This is a genomic window from Flagellimonas aequoris, from assembly GCF_003584165.1.
Classification (GTDB): domain Bacteria; phylum Bacteroidota; class Bacteroidia; order Flavobacteriales; family Flavobacteriaceae; genus Flagellimonas; species Flagellimonas aequoris.
The window spans coordinates 143491-160828 of the sequence record NZ_QXFJ01000027.1 but is presented as its reverse complement, the minus strand read 5'-3'; the positions used below and the strand labels follow the sequence as shown (position 1 = coordinate 160828).

17 protein-coding genes are annotated in these 17338 nt (G+C 43.8%); 5 read left to right on the top strand and 12 right to left on the bottom strand.

Going from position 1 to position 17338, the window contains the following annotated elements; genetic code table 11:
- Positions 1-7 precede the first annotated feature (7 nt).
- From uvrB to D2U88_RS12045, 4 genes are read right to left on the bottom strand one after another with little or no spacing between them, the layout of a single operon-like run.
- Complete coding sequence (uvrB, locus tag D2U88_RS12060) at positions 8-1996, bottom strand: excinuclease ABC subunit UvrB (protein ID WP_119640818.1); 1989 nt, start codon at positions 1994-1996, stop codon at positions 8-10.
- Positions 1997-2045: 49 nt separating this feature from the next.
- On the bottom strand, positions 2046-3776 hold the full coding sequence (locus tag D2U88_RS12055; RefSeq protein WP_119640817.1) for a T9SS type B sorting domain-containing protein: 1731 nt from the start codon (positions 3774-3776) through the stop codon (positions 2046-2048).
- A gap of 28 nt (positions 3777-3804) precedes the next feature.
- Positions 3805-4638, bottom strand: a complete 834-nt coding sequence (locus D2U88_RS12050; RefSeq protein WP_119640816.1) for an ABC transporter permease — start codon at positions 4636-4638, stop codon at positions 3805-3807.
- Between the two features lie 11 nt (positions 4639-4649).
- A complete protein-coding gene (locus tag D2U88_RS12045) occupies positions 4650-5546 on the bottom strand; it encodes an ABC transporter ATP-binding protein (RefSeq protein WP_119640815.1) in 897 nt (298 codons plus the stop codon).
- A gap of 78 nt (positions 5547-5624) precedes the next feature.
- Here D2U88_RS12045 and D2U88_RS12040 point away from each other — a divergent pair, with 78 nt between their 5' ends.
- Entirely contained in the window at positions 5625-6701 is a 1077-nt protein-coding gene (locus D2U88_RS12040) for a hypothetical protein (protein WP_119640814.1), read from the top strand.
- On the opposite strand, the gene D2U88_RS12035 is transcribed toward D2U88_RS12040, so the two are convergent.
- From D2U88_RS12035 to D2U88_RS12015, 5 genes are all read right to left on the bottom strand, one after another.
- A complete protein-coding gene (locus D2U88_RS12035; protein ID WP_119640813.1) occupies positions 6698-7756 on the bottom strand; it encodes a nucleoid-associated protein in 1059 nt (352 codons plus the stop codon). The genes D2U88_RS12040 and D2U88_RS12035 overlap by 4 nt on opposite strands.
- Positions 7757-7832: 76 nt before the next feature.
- Entirely contained in the window at positions 7833-8345 is a 513-nt protein-coding gene (locus D2U88_RS12030) for an IS1096 element passenger TnpR family protein (RefSeq protein WP_119640812.1), read from the bottom strand.
- Positions 8346-8388: 43 nt separating this feature from the next.
- Entirely contained in the window at positions 8389-9402 is a 1014-nt protein-coding gene (locus D2U88_RS12025) for a COX15/CtaA family protein (RefSeq protein ID WP_119640811.1), read from the bottom strand.
- Positions 9399-10829: a CCA tRNA nucleotidyltransferase gene (locus D2U88_RS12020; protein WP_119640810.1), complete on the bottom strand. Its 1431-nt coding sequence runs from the start codon at positions 10827-10829 to the stop codon at positions 9399-9401. The genes D2U88_RS12025 and D2U88_RS12020 overlap by 4 nt, the downstream gene beginning before the upstream one ends.
- Positions 10830-11390, bottom strand: coding sequence for an L-threonylcarbamoyladenylate synthase (locus D2U88_RS12015; protein WP_119640809.1), 561 nt, complete (start codon positions 11388-11390; stop codon positions 10830-10832).
- A 102-nt stretch (positions 11391-11492) separates the two neighbouring features.
- Between D2U88_RS12015 and D2U88_RS12010 the strand changes: the two genes are divergently transcribed.
- Entirely contained in the window at positions 11493-12326 is an 834-nt protein-coding gene (locus D2U88_RS12010) for a glycosyltransferase family 2 protein (RefSeq protein WP_119640808.1), read from the top strand.
- Here D2U88_RS12010 and D2U88_RS12005 read toward each other — a convergent pair.
- Positions 12308-13111: a glycosyltransferase family 2 protein gene (locus tag D2U88_RS12005; RefSeq protein WP_119640807.1), complete on the bottom strand. Its 804-nt coding sequence runs from the start codon at positions 13109-13111 to the stop codon at positions 12308-12310. The two genes, D2U88_RS12010 and D2U88_RS12005, sit on opposite strands and share 19 nt — an antisense overlap.
- A gap of 256 nt (positions 13112-13367) precedes the next feature.
- Positions 13368-14183 carry a 2,3,4,5-tetrahydropyridine-2,6-dicarboxylate N-succinyltransferase gene (locus D2U88_RS12000; protein ID WP_119640806.1) on the bottom strand — a complete coding sequence of 272 codons (816 nt, stop codon included), beginning with the start codon at positions 14181-14183 and terminating at the stop codon, positions 13368-13370.
- Between the two features lie 100 nt (positions 14184-14283).
- Here D2U88_RS12000 and ruvX point away from each other — a divergent pair, with 100 nt between their 5' ends.
- From ruvX to D2U88_RS11985, 3 genes are read left to right on the top strand one after another with little or no spacing between them, the layout of a single operon-like run.
- Complete coding sequence (ruvX, locus tag D2U88_RS11995; RefSeq protein ID WP_119640805.1) at positions 14284-14694, top strand: Holliday junction resolvase RuvX; 411 nt, start codon at positions 14284-14286, stop codon at positions 14692-14694.
- Between the two features lie 3 nt (positions 14695-14697).
- On the top strand, positions 14698-15288 hold the full coding sequence (gene def / locus D2U88_RS11990; protein WP_119640804.1) for a peptide deformylase: 591 nt from the start codon (positions 14698-14700) through the stop codon (positions 15286-15288).
- Positions 15289-15342: 54 nt separating this feature from the next.
- The gene (locus D2U88_RS11985) at positions 15343-15786 is read left to right on the top strand and encodes a DUF5606 family protein (protein ID WP_119640803.1); all 444 of its coding nucleotides are present in this window, start codon (positions 15343-15345) and stop codon (positions 15784-15786) included.
- Here D2U88_RS11985 and D2U88_RS11980 read toward each other — a convergent pair whose 3' ends face one another.
- The gene (locus D2U88_RS11980) at positions 15787-17319 is read right to left on the bottom strand and encodes a family 20 glycosylhydrolase (RefSeq protein ID WP_182859177.1); all 1533 of its coding nucleotides are present in this window, start codon (positions 17317-17319) and stop codon (positions 15787-15789) included.
- Between the last annotated feature and the right edge of the window lie 19 nt (positions 17320-17338).

Here is a 17338-nt window from a genome sequence, read left to right as displayed (position 1 = left end):
CTTTCGTTTATTCCTTTTCTTGGAGCATCTTGATTTCGTCCCGTAGTTTGGCCGCCTCCATGAAGTTGAGTTCTTTGGCCGCTTTTTCCATAGCCTTGCGCTTTTCCCTGATCAATTTTTCCTTTTGGTTCTCGGTCAGGTATTCCAAATCGGGTTCTGCGGCGCGCAGTTCTTCCTTTTGAAAATGATAGGTGGACACGGAATTCTTGGCCAAGGCATTGTCCAAATTCTTTTTCAAAGCCTTGGGGGTGATGTTGTGCTCCTTGTTGTAGTTTATCTGCTTGTCCCGACGGTAATTCGTCTCATCAATGGTCTTTTGCATGCTGTCCGTGATGGTATCCGCATACATGATGGCCTTTCCGTTCAGGTTACGGGCCGCACGCCCCACGGTCTGTGTCAGGGAACGGTTGCTTCGGAGAAATCCTTCTTTGTCCGCATCCAAAATCGCAACCAATGAAACTTCTGGCAGATCCAATCCTTCCCGAAGCAAGTTTACACCAATGAGCACATCAAAAATGCCCTTCCTCAGATCCTGCATGATCTCCACGCGTTCCAAGGTATCCACATCACTGTGTATGTAACGGCATCGAATATCGATTCTGGTCAGATATTTGGTCAGTTCCTCTGCCATTCTTTTGGTCAAGGTGGTCACCAAGGTACGTTCATCCAATTCCACCCGCTGTTGGATCTCTTCTATCAAATCATCAATTTGATTGGCACTGGGTCGTACCTCGATCACAGGGTCCAATAATCCCGTTGGGCGAATCACCTGTTCCACATAAACCCCTTGGCTCAACTCCAATTCATAGTCCGCAGGTGTAGCACTTACATAGATCACTTGGTTTTGAAGGGTTTCGAACTCTTCAAACTTTAAAGGTCGGTTGTCCATGGCCGCGGGCAAACGGAATCCATATTCCACTAGGTTTTCCTTGCGGGAGCGGTCGCCCCCGTACATGGCATGCACTTGTGGAATGGTTACGTGGCTTTCATCAATGACCATCAAGTAATCATCGGGGAAATAATCCAGCAAGCAGAAAGGCCGTGTGCCTGGTTCCCTACCATCCAAGTAGCGGGAATAGTTTTCGATACCGGAACAATAACCCAGTTCCCGAATCATTTCAAGGTCAAAATTGGTGCGCTCGTCCAATCGCTTGGCTTCCAAGGGTCGTCCAATCTCTTTGAAATAGTCCACTTGTTTTACCAGATCATCCTGAATTTCACGAATGGCATTCTGTAAGATGTCGGGCGAGGTCACGAACATGTTGGCCGGGTATATATTCAGCGAATCGTAAATTTCGATGACATTATTGTTGAACGGATCTAAAGCTTCGATCTCTTCAATCTCATCCCCAAAAAAATGGATACGGAACGCATGGTCTGCATAGCCTGGGAACACATCGACCACATCCCCCTTCACCCTAAAATTTCCATTCCTGAAATCCGCAGTAGTCCTGGAATATAGGCTTTGCACGAGTTGTTTCAGGAATTTGGTCCGGGAAATCACTTGGTCACGATGGATGGTGATCACGTTCTTTTGAAATTCGATAGGGTTTCCAATGCCATACAAACAGGAAACCGAGGCAACCACAAGCACATCCCTTCGTCCCGAAAGAAGCGAAGAGGTTGCACTCAACCGCAGTTTTTCAATATCCTCGTTGATGGAAAGGTCCTTTTCAATATAAAGCCCACTAGTCGGAATATAAGCTTCTGGCTGATAGTAGTCGTAATAGGATACAAAGTATTCCACAGCATTGTTCGGGAAAAATTGTTTGAACTCCGAATACAACTGGGCAGCCAAGGTCTTGTTGTGGGCCAAAACCAAAGTGGGCCGCTGCACCGACTCTACTACATTGGCCACGGTGAAGGTCTTACCGGAACCTGTGACCCCAAGCAAGGTTTGATGGCGCACATTTCCCTCTATGCCCTCTACCAATTGTCGTATGGCCTCGGGTTGGTCCCCAGTGGGTTTGAATGCTGAGACTACCTGAAATTTCATTCGATAAAAATAGTAAAGGATAATGCTAAAAGGAAGCGAATCAATGAGATTATCTTTTTAAGGAAAAATGCCCTTTGATTTCTTGGTTCGAATCATCGATGGCCACAAACCAATAGTCCCCGGATGGTAGGGGACGACCTGCGATTCTTCCGTCCCAGCCCTGTGAATCCTGTGATATCTGTTTTAAAAATTTACCATAACGGTCAAAAATTCGGATACTTTGAAAGACTACTTCCGCTGATTTTTCTGGTTGGATGAACTGCCAATAATCGTTGATGTTATCCCCGTTTGGGGTGAAGAATTTTGGAAAGCCTTCCAAAGTAAGGTCTTGAACAAATGCTTTTTGGGCCACCCCGCAACCGTTCTTGTCGCGGACATACAATGTGTGGTTCCCAGGTTCAATATTGCTAAAGACACTGCTATCGGAATAAGGACCATTCATGTTGTCAATGGCAAATTCATAATCCCCAATACCCGAGGCTTCCACTTGAATGCTGAGTAGTCCATTGCTGTTTTGAACCCTAAGGTTGTCTATAGAAGCCATTTCAGAAGAGACTACATGGAATATCTTGGTGGTGGGACATTCAAGGGTACCAGCTTCCCTGTCCACTAGATTGTAAGCTTCATAACGATAGGTGCCATTTTCCGTGATAGCAACTTCACTGGTCTCCGAAAGCAATGTTTCGTTGTCCTTGTCATCCACTTTAAACCAGCGATATCCATCGGCAACATCGGTGGAGAAGGCCATGTATGGAGCTTCGTTTTCACAGAATGAAATGGTATCTGGAAAATCAATTTCGGGATTGATGGTCACAAAGTCACCCACGTTCACATCCCAATAGGGGCCACATCCAAAGGATGTGGTAAAACTTTCCTGAAGACATCCCATGGCGGTACCTGTTTCGTTGGAAGGGGATATGGTGATGAAATAGGTCTTATTGGGTTCCAGATTGAAAATAGGGGTAGAGTTGGTATAAAACCGGGAATTGTCCAAGATGTCGCTACTGGTCGGTGTGGTTCCAATAGTGACATAGTAGGAAGTTGCCCCAGGTACATCGTTCCATTCCAGTTCGGTGGTCAAGGGAACGTTGGTTTCCCCATTCGGGGGATAGGTCATACTGGTGCATTCCGGTAGAGCCGAAACCATTCCCGTGGTAAACTGCTGCGAGGAACACCCCATTGCCGTTCCAATGTCATTATAGGGGATGATGGTTACAAAAATGGGGGTTTCAGCTGGAAGATCAAAATCTGGGTTCAAGGTCAACCTGTTCCCTACATCTTGCTGCAAAATATCACTACCACCCGCTGTAGTGCCCAATCTAACCAGATACCCCGTGGCTCCATAAACATAATCCCAAGAAATGTTGGTTTTTGGATTGACATCGGTAGCCATATCTGAAGGCTGTGTCATTGTTGCACAGGAGGCAGGAGGCTGTGTCAACGATTCCGTGGTAAAGCTTATACTGGGGCAAGTAATATCTGGCCCATCATAAAAGTAGAGTGAAATGGTGACGTAAACGGTTGCATTTTCCGGTAGTCCAAGTGGAGGCGTGTAAGTGGTTCCGCTGACAAATTTAGGAGACACAATATCATTCCCGCCCGGTGTTGTACCTAGGGAGATGATGAATGCATTTACCCCATCCACAGGATTCCAAGAAATCGTGGTATTCAGGGGAACGTTCGCAGCACCTTCGGCAGGGCTTAAGAGGTCAGGGCAATTTTGTGCATGTGCCATCACGCCCATCAAAAGAACCAAGAAAACTAATTTTCTGTTCAGCATTTACATGATATGTGCATCTCCCAAGATACTACAAATCACGCTTTTTCAATAGGACATAGGATAAATAGATGAAAATGGCAGTCCAAACGAAGGCAATCAGGAACTCGTACCAATAGGTGTGGTAATCGAACTTCATGTCTTCCCCAATCTGCTGCCCGATGTTCTGGACCGCAGAAAGACGAGTGAAGGGCTCCTTAATCAAGTTGGACATGGACTGCAATGGGAAAAAGTTCTTAATATGTTTTGCCGTGTCCCAACTAACCACTTTCCAACCCAAAAGCCCAAATACCACTTGTTCCAAAATGCTCCATAGAATCAGAAAGCCCAAAGCAAAAGCCGAACGTTTTACCAAGATGCCCAAAAACAGACAGAAGGAGAAAAAGGCCACCAACTTCACAAAAAAGGCGAACAAGAAGTCTAGATCGGAGAAGATGATGGACATTTCGTTATAATCAGAATAGGCCAACCCCAAAATCATGGATACCACAAAAACAAATACAGTGGAAATGAGAGCAAAAGAAATGACAGTCAATAACTTGGAAAGTATGAATTCCTTCTTGGAAAGTCCGTCGATCAAATTTTGTTTTATCGTCTTGTTGCTGTATTCGTTGGACATCATGGAAACGATCACGATTGCCAAGAACAATTTAAAAAGTGCGGTGACAAAGGTGTTAAAGTGCCAGATGTATGGAAAGTTGAAGATGCCCTGATCGGCTAAGTGAAACTGCACAGGTCCGATGTCGAACTTTATGGCCGCAATCAATGCGATGGAGGTCAGAAGCACAAAATAGGAGATGATCAAGACCTTACTGGCCCTATTGTTCCACAGTTTTATGAATTCTATTTGGAGTAGACGTAACATTCGTTTTTTGATTAGTTGTTTTTGGTCAAGGTTAAAAATTGTTCTTCAAGGCTTTCTTTGCGTTTCACCAAATGGGACAGGACGATTCCTTTTTCAAACAGCATCTTGTTCAGCGATTCCGCGTCCATTTCCTCTTTCAGATAAGCCGTAAGGGTACCGTTGAAGTTTTCTATTTTCCCAAAACTTGCATTTTTTTCAAGCAATTCCTGAAGCTTGTCCAGATTTCCACATCTCAGTTCAAAAAAGCCATGGCTGGCCAACATACTGTCTACCGGGCCGGAATACAGATTTTCTCCCTTTCGAAGAATGACCACATGGGAGCAAACCTTTTCCACTTCATCCAACAAATGCGAAGCCAACAAAATGGTAGTGCCTTGACCGGCAATGGTTTTAATGATTTCCCTAATTTGATGGATGCCTTGGGGGTCTAGGCCATTGGTGGGCTCATCCAGAATTAGTATTTCAGGATCGTTGAGCAGGGCGGAGGCAATGGCCAAACGCTGCTTCATCCCAAGGGAATATGTCTTGAATTTGCTGTCCTTTCTCTCCCAAAGTCCAACCAATTCCAATTTTTCCTGGATTTTGGTTTCAGGTACCTCCTTGATCTTACAGACCAGTTGAAGATTTTGGATGGCGGTCATATAGGGGTAAAAGTTGGGCCGCTCAATGATGGCCCCTACTTTTTTCAATGCTTCGTGGGTGGAGGTGTTGCCCTCAAACCAGCTGAATTCGCCGGAAGTACGGTTGACCACGTTCAATATAATGCCTAAAGTTGTGGACTTACCACTTCCGTTGGGGCCCAAAATGCCATAGACGTTTCCTTTTTCAATGGTGAAGGAAAGATCGTTCACGGCAGTCAGGTAACCGAATTTCTTGGTGAGATGGTTAACGGTCAGAATTGTTTCCAAAGGTTGCTAACGTTTTTTGAATGGTTTATACTAACTTGACGATGTTTATCGAAATTTGTTACAAAATAACCCTTTACAATGTCCGAAGAAAAATTGATGTCCAAAAAGAAACCTGCCTATCCCATAAGCAAGGAACTGGATGAATATTTGGATTATTACAACCGAAAGATCGAGATTCCCATCCATTATGATGATCTTCTCCGGTTTTCTGGCAGCGTGGCCGTGTATGATGCGAATGATGAGGACACCCTTTGGGTGAGGGTCTATTATGCGGAGTTTGATAGGGACGAAATTGATCTTGCATTGAAGCGCGTCTATTCCATATTCGTTTCGGATGGTAGCGATTCCATTCTACAATACCTGAACGTGGATTATGTGGATTATTGCACCTTTGGGAACTCCAAACCCTTTCGGATCAAGATCCGTAACATCTTGAACGACAACTACACCTTGCTCTATGTAAAAAAGACGGATGCTTCCAGGGTGTATGGGCTGGAGTTGGAGCACATGCTGTCTCCCTACAACCTGAATTTTGTGATCTATGAGAATACTTTGATCGAAGAGCACATTGTGGGTATTCCCGGGGATCTGTTTATCAAGAACAATTTGCCGGAGTGTTCAGAATTTGATAAAGCACAGATTGCCAAGGAGTTTGTAAAGTTCAACGAGCGCTGTATGATCCGACTTTTGGGAGATATGCGCTCCTACAACTATGTAATGGTTCCCACCCACGATTTTGACAGTGTGGTCTACAAGATACGCGCCATCGATTTTGACCAACAGTGTTATGAAGGGAAGTTGAAGGTGTACCGCCCCCAATTTTTCAAGGAGAACAAGATTATGGTGGATATGGTACAGAACAAACTACGGATGGACTCGGTAAACCAGTATATTGTGGAGGAGCGTTCCATCATTGCCAAACGGATTTTGAGTTGGGGACATCGACTCACAGCACTTTTGGATGCCTGCCGAAAGGATACCATTTCTACCCCGGAGAATATTGAAATGCTCAAAGCCCAATTACAGGAACTTACGGGCGATATCAATTTTAGGGACAGTAAGAATATGGGTGAAATATTGACCCATGCCCTGGATTTTGTCCGCAGGAATTATGAGGATGTCAGTATGAAACAGATTATCGAGAAGAAGTTCTAGCTTTTCTGCTCCTTGTTGAAGTAGACCAAGTAATAGTACATCTGGCGTTCCTCATCCCATCCTTTTTCCACAAATTTCTCTGCAGATTCCGGGTTGATAAAGTCCAATTTAATTTGGATGTTAGTATCCAGATTGATCACATTCTTGATCTTTCTTCGGGCATCGCTCACTGCTTTGTTGGCAATGTCGAAGTTGGAAACGTCCTCAATGCTGTATTTGGGTCCTTTTTCCACTTTGTAATGTTTGAACTCGGGAATCAATTCCGGGTTTTCCATCACCTCGTTCAAAAAGGCGGTTTCCTCAAAGGCATCGTTTTTGGCAAAATGGTTCACTGCGCGATTCATGAACAAAACTTCCTGTTGTTTGTCCTCGGCAGGTAAAACCACATCCTTGGCAAAGTTCTGGCAGAATTTCAGGTAGTTTTTGGTGTAAAAGTTCTCATCGGTCAAAGGGATCAGGCCCAAAAAGTTTTCCAACCAATATTTGGCATCATACCGGTTGCTATCCACTGACAACACTTTGTACCCTTCCTCTTTTTCCACATTGAAGACAATACATCCCTTATCCAGTTTGTTGACATTGATACCTTGTTTGATTAAGATTTCCAGATTTTGTTCCGTTTCCTTGAACTGAAGAAAATCGTGTTTCAACTCACTCTTAAAAATGCCCACGGCATCGGTTTTCTTGTTGTCGATTACCACATCCGAAAAATGCACCACGTAAACCTCACCACTTTTGATATGGGGGTGATTGGATTGGTCATAGAGGTGTTGGGTAATCTTTTTTGAAAGTTCGTGCCCGTTCGCCGGGTTTTCAAAAATACCTGAAACAGCCGTGAACATATCGTTGAACTCCACATCCACGTCATTGGAAAACCTATAGTAATTCTCCTCTTTTTCCCGAAAGGGGCGGAAGAAATATTCCTTCAACAGACCCGCCATCTCATCGTTCAAGGTAAAAGGTTCCGACGATAAGAACGCGGCTTCGTTCTTACTTTTGTTTCCTACTCGGTGGAGGGAAAGACTTTCAATCTGGGCGTTATATAGGTTTAGCATTTTTTAGGTAAAGGGTTTAGGGTGAAAGGTTTATAGTAAAAGGGTGAAGGGTTTGGGGTGGAAGGTCAAGTTCGATTCAATTCCAATTTTCATCAAAATCCATATCATCATAGCTGTCGAGGAAATCATCATCATCATCAAAGTCATCTTCTAAATCACCTTCCTCGGCTTCAAAATTTTTCTCTGGCGGGGCATCGGGAAGTTCCCCAAAACTGAACAGCAGACTCGGGTAAACGCGTCCATCCTCTTTTTCTGCAATATCGGCCAATTCCACAAAAAAGGTCCACATGCTGAAAAAATCGTACACATAGATCATTTTCGGGGTCTGTTCGGTTAGTACATCATCCAAACTGGTCTCGTTCATCAACCGAACATCAGAATCGCTGTCGCTCATGTCAAAAAGGGCGATTTCCTCATCTTGGTTCCATTCTTCGTCGCAAGTATAAAAAGAAGCCATTTCACTGCCTTCAAAACCAAAGGCTTGGGTAATGGCATTGTGGAATTCTTCCAAAGTATTGTTGTCCTCAATCTCGATATCCCTGAAGATATCTTCCTCAGCATCAAGTATTATCCTGATTTTATAAATCATCCAAAAATTTTTAAAGTGGGCACAAAGTTACAATAAATAGACCTTATTTGGTGAACCGGTGCAAGGTAAACGTCATGGTGGCCAAAAGAAAAAATGCCCCGATTTGGTGCGCGATTCCCAACCAGAGAGGAACGGCATAGATCAAGGTGAATACACCCAACAAAAATTGTACAAAAACCATGGCCAAAAGCACTTTCAGACCTTTTTCCTGCAGCGGAGTACGCTCTATTTTTCGAGTTTTGAACCATATCGCCAAAATAAATGCCACCACTACATAGGCAAGATAACGGTGAACAAACTGTACACCGCTTTTACCTTCAAAAAAGTTCTTGATCACAGGTTGTTGCTCAATATAAACCGTTTCGTGTATCAATTTTCCTTCGCTCATCAATGGCCAGTGGTTGTGGATGAATCCCGCATCCAATCCCGCCACAAAAGCGCCCCAAATGATCTGCAGGAGCAGGACGACCAAAGCGAACCGGATAAGGTTCCTAATCTTTGTGTTGACTTCTTTTTTATCCGGATAGATTAGATCTAGGGCAACCCAAAGGCTATAGGCAAAGGTAAGGAAGGCCGTTGTCAAGTGGGCGGCCAATCTGAAATGGGACACGTCTGGCCGATCCACCAATCCGCTTTTGACCATATACCACCCCAAAAATCCTTGGAAACCACCCATGATCAAAAGGATCACTGCTTTTTTAATGGTGGGCCTGTCCAATCGTTTAGTGATCAAAAAGAACAGGAAAGGTATGATGAACACCATGCCAATAAGTCTTCCAATGAACCGATGCAGCCATTCCCAAAAATAGATGTCCTTAAAATCCTCAAGGCCAAAATGACTGTTCAGTTTTTGGTATTCCGGGTATTGTTGGTACAATTCAAAGGCTTCCTGCCATTCTTGGTCATTCATGGGGGGAAGGGTGCCCTGTATCAACTTGTAGTCGGAAATGGATAGTCCGGAATGGGTAAGGCGGGTAATTCCCCCGACCAAAACCATCACAAAGATGAGCGCACAACCCGTTAACAACCAATACACCACATATTTGTTCTTTTTCATTTGGAGTGGACTTTTAGGTTCATTGATTTGCCTTTTTCCAACATAAATTGATAAGCGGCTTCGTATTCGTTCGGAATCTCGCCCTCTAGAATAGCCTCTTTGATGGCATCCTTGATGATGCCTATTTCCTTGCTAGGTTTTAGGTTGAAGGTTTCCATGATCTCTTCTCCGGAGACCGGGGGTTGAAAGTTTCGGACGTGGTCCCTTTCTTCGACCTCCACTATTTTTTGACGAACAATCTGAAAATTGTTCTTGTACCTTTTCTGTTTCTTTGGATTTTTTGTGGTGATGTCGGCTTCACACAAAGTCATGAGGTCGTCCACAAAATCCCCTGCATCAAAGACCAATCGCCGTACCGCGGAATCTGTTACATGGTCTTCGGATAGGATGATGGGCCTGGAGCTCATCAACACCATTTTTTGAACGAACTTCATTTTTTCGTTCAAGGGCATCCGGAGCCTTTTGAACAGCTTGTACACCATTTTAGAACCCACGAATTCGTGGCCATGGAACGTCCATCCAATTTTATCATGGAATTTTTTGGTGGGTGCCTTGCCAATATCGTGGAGTAGGGCGGCCCATCGCAACCAAAGGTTATCCGTGGTTTCTGAGATATTGTCCACCACTTCCAGCGTGTGCCAAAAATTGTCCTTGTGCCGTTGTCCTTCCACTTCCTCAATGCCCTGCAGCGCTGTCAATTCAGGAAGGATTAAGGGAAGCAACCCCGTTTGGTGCATCAGCTTAAAGCCAATGGATGGCTTGGGACTCATCAAAATTTTGTTCAACTCGTCCACGATACGTTCGTTGGATACAATCTGGATACGCTCCTTGTTCTCCGAAATGGCTTGGAGCGATTTCAGTTCTATGGTAAAGTGCAGTTGCGTGGCAAACCGGATGGCGCGCATCATGCGCAAGGGATCGTCGGAATAGGTGATTCCGGGTTCCAAAGGGGTACGTAGGATTTTTTGGTCCAGATCGGACAATCCATTGAAAGGGTCCAACAGGGTTCCAAAACTGTCCTTGTTCAATGCCAACGCCAAGGCGTTAATGGTAAAGTCACGTCGGTTTTGGTCGTCTTGCAAAGTTCCGTCTTCCACAACAGGTTTTCTGCTATCATGGTGGTAACTCTCTTTTCGGGCACCGACGAACTCCAATTCCAAGTCATTGTGTTTGATCATGGCCGTCCCAAAATTCTTGAACACGGAAATCTCAGGTTTCCCCTTAAGTTTGGAAGCTACTTTTTTGGCCAGTTGAATACCGCTGCCAATGGCCACAATGTCGATGTCTTTTGGAGTGCCCCTTTTTAAAAGATAATCCCTTACAAATCCACCGATCACATAGGAATCAACCCCCAGTTCTTCGGAGGCTTCACCGATCAGCTTAAAAATGGGATGTTGTAGGGCTTCTGTATGCAACTCCTTCGTCATTTACTCACGGATTACCTTTACCTGACCGTCATTACTCAATTTGATGATGGAAGAGGGTATGGCATTTTTATTTACGTCCGGCAAATTTACCACATAGTCCACTCCTTTTAAAATTTCCGGGGCTATATCCTTGAATTGTTTTGGTGTGGGTTCCCCTGAAATGTTGGCGGAGGTGGAAACAATAGGTTTTTTGAATTTGTTGATGAGGTATTGGCAAAATTTATCCGAGGCCACCCGAATGGCCAAGGTATTGTCTTCGGCCACAAGATTTTCGGCAATTCCCTTGGGTTCATCAAAAACAATGGTGGTGGGTTTGGTGGCCAAATCCATGATATCATAAGCTACTTCTGGAACTTCCCGAACATGGCGTTCCAACATGGCCTGATGGGCCACCAAACAAATGAGCGCCTTGCTGTCTTCCCTTTTTTTGAGTTGATACACTTTTTTAACCGCTTCGGGATTGGTGGCATCACAACCGATTCCCCAAACGGTGTCGGTAGGATAAAGGATAAGTCCACCTTCTTTTAAAATTTTGATGCAGTTGTTGATTTCTTCGGTCATGTGGTCTATTTCAGCTAAAAACCCAGTTTAACAATACTTTTGTCTTAGATACTTTTATGCAAAGTTATTCCATAAATTACAGACTTTGTTATTTTTGCCAGAATGAACCCGATGGAACAAGAAGCACCAAAAATTTCAGTAATAGTGAGCACATACAACGCGGAGGAGTGGTTGAGGAAAGTGTTGTGGGGTTTCAATTGCCAAATTTTCAAGGATTTTGAGGTAGTGGTCGCCGATGATGGCTCGGGTCCCAAGACCAAAGCATTGTTGGATGAGCTCTCCGAACAGGTTTTTTATCCGATTATCCATGTTTGGCAAGAGGACGATGGTTTTCAAAAATCAAGGATCTTGAACAAGGCAGTGGAAGCCTGCAATGCGGAATACATCATCATGACCGATGGGGATTGTATTCCCAGGGAGGATTTTGTGGAGGTGCATTACATCAACAAAGAACCGGGTTATTTTATTTCAGGGGGATATTATATGTTGCCCATGAACATTTCCAAGTTGATCACTTTGGAAGATATAGAGAAACAGAATTGTTTCAACATTCAATGGCTCAAGGAAATGGGGATTCCCAAGACTTTTAAGAATAACAAACTCACAGCCAAAGGTTTTGTTTCCAAGTTTTTGAATACGTTCACCCCGACCAATGCCAGTTGGAACGGGCACAACTCATCGGGTTGGAAAAAGGACATCCTGAATGTGAACGGTTTTGACGAACGTATGCAGTATGGCGGTCAGGACCGGGAATTAGGGGAACGATTGTTTAATTTCGGGATCAAATCCAAACAGTTGCGCTACAGTGCGGTTTGCGTGCATTTGGACCATAAGCGAGGTTACAAAACCCCGGAATCCATTGCCAAAAATCAGTCCATTAGAAAGGAAACCAAGTCACAAAAGGTGGTGTGGACCCACTATGGCATTACCAAATAATAGGCAAGCTCATTCTTTTTTTCCAATCTTTTACGCTCCTTGAACCTTTCCAAAACTCCTAGGGCATTCAGGTAACAGATGGTAATTCCACGCTTTCCATCCAGAAATCCAAATCGGATGACATAATGGTTAAAAAATTTCCACGCAGGCTTGATCATCATCAAGAGGTAGTTGAAGTGCTTTTCCTTGTAAAAGTCCTCCTTGGCCTTAAGACAGCCATATTTAAGCATCTTACCTTTATAATCCTCGTAATCCTTGTAGCAGTAATGGATCAGTTTTTCTTTTAAGATTCCTGATTTTCCATCTACTTCCAACGTTTCATGGACGATTTTTCTGTCGGTAAAACATGCTTTGCTTTTTCTGAAAAGTCTATGATTTTTATCGGTCTGCCAACCGCTAAAATTAAGAGGTTGGTTTTGGAACATGAATTTTCTGTAGAACCAATAGGCTTCATCGGCTTCAGGATTGTTTATGGTAGCGATGATTTCTTTTTGAAGGGATTTGGTTACCACTTCATCGGCATCCAAAAACAAGACCCAATCATTTGTCGCCTGTTTCAGGGTGAAGGATTTTTGTGATGTAAAATTCTCGAAAGGATTTTGTATCACTTTCACTTTGGGATGGTCGGTCAAATATTCAAAGGTGCCGTCAGTACTAAAAGAATCTACCACAATGATTTCATCTGCAAAGGAAACGGAATCGATACATCTTTCAATGTAACCCATTTCATTGTAGGTGATGATCAGCGCTGATAATTTTTGCTTTGGGGTGCTCAATCCAGCCATATTTATTGGTGTAGTGTTTTGGTATTTACAAATCTATAACAAAAAAAAAGCTCAAAAATTGTTTCTTGCTTTATTTTTCTTACAACAATCAGGTCTTCATTTTCCCTACCGATTTTTTGTTAAAATCTAAATTTTGGGACAATCATTTTTCTTGTAGAGGCCAAAAAAGAAATAGGGTTGCTTCTCATTTCAGAAAAAAACAACCCTATTCCATAATTATTATTGAATACTCTTTTCAGAGTTGTATACAATGGGATTATACTGCTACATCATGCTCCCTTAACGCATTGTTCAATGATGTTTTCTTGTCGGTACTTTCTTTTCTTTTCCCAATGATCAAGGCACAGGGAACTTGAAACTCCCCTGCAGGGAATTTTTTGGTATAACTTCCTGGAATTACAACTGAACGTGCGGGCACCCTACCTTTTAGTTCAATGGGTTCATCACCGGTTACATCAATAATTTTGGTAGAAGCCGTCAACACTACGTTGGCCCCCAAAACGGCTTCCTTTTCAACTCTTACCCCTTCAACAACGATACAGCGTGATCCAATAAAGGCATTGTCCTCAATGATTACCGGAGCAGCTTGTAAGGGTTCCAACACTCCACCGATACCAACACCGCCACTCAAATGGACGTTCTTGCCTATCTGGGCACAGCTACCGACGGTGGCCCAGGTATCCACCATGGTGCCTTCATCCACATAAGCACCAATGTTCACATAACTGGGCATTAAAATGGTTCCTCTGGAAATATATGCGCCATGTCTGGCCACCGCATGAGGTACCACACGAACCCCTTTTTGCTGATAGCCCCTTTTGAGCGGAATCTTGTCGTGATATTCAAAAATGCCAGCTTCCAGGACCTCCATTTTCTGGATGGGGAAATAAAGTACCACGGCCTTTTTTACCCATTCGTTGATCTGCCATCCATCCTTGGTGGGTTCTGCACAGCGCAATTCTCCCATATCGATAAGGTCGATCACCTCCCGTATGGCCACTTGGGTCCTTTCGTCTTCCAATAATGCTCTATTGTCCCATGCTTCTTCAATAAGCGTCCTTAAATTGGTCATTTTTCTTAAAATTTTCGCAAAGATACGGCCCTCCCCAGAATAATGCCCGTCATTTTTAAGGGCATAACATTTTTAGGGTTATTTTTGCCAAAAAATTGTCTTGGCGAGAATTTTGGCTTTGGATTATGGTAAGATTAGGACGGGAATTGCGGTGACCGATGAACTGCAATTGATTGCCTCCGGACTTACTACCGTTGAGACCAAGGAACTGATCCCGTTTCTGGAGAAGTATCTCAAGGAAGAGACAGTGGAACGTTTTGTGGTCGGACAACCCAAACAGATGGATAATTCCCCGTCGGAGTCAGAAGAGCTTATCCAAGGATTTTTGAAGAAGTTGATGGCCGTGTTTCCCGCCATTCCAGTGGAACGACAAGATGAGCGGTTTACCTCTAAAATGGCGTTCCAGTCCATGTTGGACAGTGGGGTGAAAAAGAAAAAACGCAGGGACAAGGCCTTGGTTGATGAAATTAGTGCCACGCTTATATTGCAGGCATACCTTAACAGATTTTAGTTTATGATTTTACCCATTGTGGCATACGGTGACCCCGTTCTACGTAAAGTGGCAAAGGATATCACACAGGAATATCCAAAACTTGAAGAATTGATCACGAACATGTGGGAGACCATGTACAATGCCCATGGGGTAGGTCTGGCCGCCCCACAAGTGGGCTTGCCCATACGCTTATTCGTAGTGGATACCGCTCCGTTCGGGGATGATGAGGAATTGGACAAAGAAGAACAGGAACAGCTCAAAGGTTTCAAAAAAGTGTTCATCAATGCCAAAATCGAAGCCGAAAATGGCAAGGAATGGGATTTTAACGAAGGGTGTCTGAGCATTCCCGATATCCGTGAGGACGTTAAACGTAAACCAGAGATCACCATTCAGTATATGGATGAAAACTTTGTTTCTCATACCGAAACCTATGATGGGCTTTTGGCACGGGTGATCCAACACGAGTATGATCATATTGAAGGCATACTTTTTACGGATAAACTTTCATCCCTTAAAAAACGCTTGTTGAAAAGCCGCCTCGATAAAATTTCCAAAGGAAAGATTGATGTGGAATACAAAATGAAGTTTCCCAACATCAAAAAAGGACGTTAAAAAAATCGCAGTTTGCGATAAAAACATATTTTTGCCCGCAATAAATAATACTACATGGCATTGGACAAGATTTTATCTATAGGTGGAAAACCTGGACTTTACAAATTACTCACCCAAACAAGAAGTGGTTTTGTTGGTGAATCCCTGTTGGATGGCAAGCGTGTTACCGTTGGCATCCGCAGCAATGTAAGTGTACTTTCAGAAATTGCCATCTATACTTTGGAAGAAGAAGTTCCCTTAAGGGAAGTGTTCCAAAAGATAAAGGAAAAGGAAGGTGGCAAGAAAACATCCATCAGTCACAAGGCCGATAAAATCGAGTTGGAGGAATACTTCTTCGAAATCCTTCCCAACTATGATGAAGACAGGGTCTATGCGAGTGACATCAAAAAAATCGTACAGTGGTACAACATCCTTCTAGACAACAACATTACTGACTTTGTTGAAGAGAAGGATGGTGAGGAACCTACTGCTGTAGAGGCCTCCAAGGAGGAGGAATAATCATTCCTTTTCCCAATCCACCAATTTGGTGGGGTAGAAATTGATGTTCATTTCTTTTAGATAGGGCACCTGTTGGGCCAAACGTACTTTGTAGTCATCCCAATTTAGGTTTTCACTGGAGGACCATCCCAACTCGGCAACTCCTATAATGCGGGGAAAAGCTAAGTATTCCAGCTCTGCACTGTTGCTGATGGTTTCTGACCATAATGGGGCCTCCACACCTAAAATACTTTCTTTCGGAAGTCCTTCCACATAGGTTTCGGGATTCCAATTGTAACTTTCATCCACAGGAATGTATGCCGCCCAGTGTAATCCCAATTTGGTAAGGGAGTCGTATTGCATATCCAAATAGACCTTTACGGCAGGTGACAGAATAATTTTAGACCCGTTTTCCGCTGCCCTTATGGCATTGTGGGGTTCGTTCCAAAGCTGGGCAATGGATGTTGGGGCAATTTTAGCCTGTGCGATTTCATTCCAACCAATCATGGTCTTGCCATGTTTTTGGACAATTTTCTCCACCTTTTCCACAAAATGGATGTAGTCACTTTTTTTGGTGGAATGGCTTTCGTCCCCTCCAATATGGAAGTAGGGACCAGGGGTGATTGCCGCAATCTCACCAATCACATCATCCAAAAAGGCATAAACCGTATCCTTTTGGGCATCAAAAGTGCTAAAACCTACGTGGGTTCCGGTGTAGGCCTCCAATTTTTTACCATTCCCGTTCAAGAAAGGATAGCTGAACGATGCCGCATTGGTATGTCCGGGCATATCGATTTCAGGGATAATGGTGATATGCCTGTCCGCCGCATATTGTACCAATTCCTTGTATTCTTCCTGGGTGTAAAAACCACCCTCGCCACCACCTACTTCGGTAGCACCACCTACCTCGGTCAGTTTGGGCCAGGATTTGATTTCGATTCGCCATCCCTGGTCATCGGAAAGATGCAGGTGCAGGATGTTGAACTTGTAATAAGCTAGGGCATCCATATATTTTTTTACTTCGTCCAAAGTGAAGAAATGTCTCGCTACATCCAGCATGGCACCACGATGTCCATATTTGGGCGAGTCCATGATCTTTCCCGACGGAATTACCCATAAAGGATGGTCCGTTAGGGTGTCGTTGCTTTTTTCGGGAATGAGTTGTCTCAAGGTCTGGATACCCCGAAAAGCTCCTGCCGCTGTTTTGGCATTCAACAAAATGGAGTCTTTTTTAATGTAGAGTTGATAGGATTCCGGTGTTTCCAGAGCTGTACTATCGGATTGGTTGATGTAGATCAGTCGCCCGGTTCCACCATCGGGGGAAGCGTTCACCATAAGATCCAATCCTGTTTTTCCCTTTATTTTTTCAGAAAGAAACTTGCCCACTTTTTCAAATTGTGGATCTGTGGTCGTGGTGTAGATTACCGTGCTACTATCCAACCCAAAAGCTGTATGCGTGGCAATGGTCTTGACTGGTTTTGGGATCAAAGGGGCGCTGGCCAAGTCGGTTTTTGGGAAGTTGATTTCCTTTTTTTCGGTTTGGCATGCTGCCATGCAGAGTACTGCGGTGAAC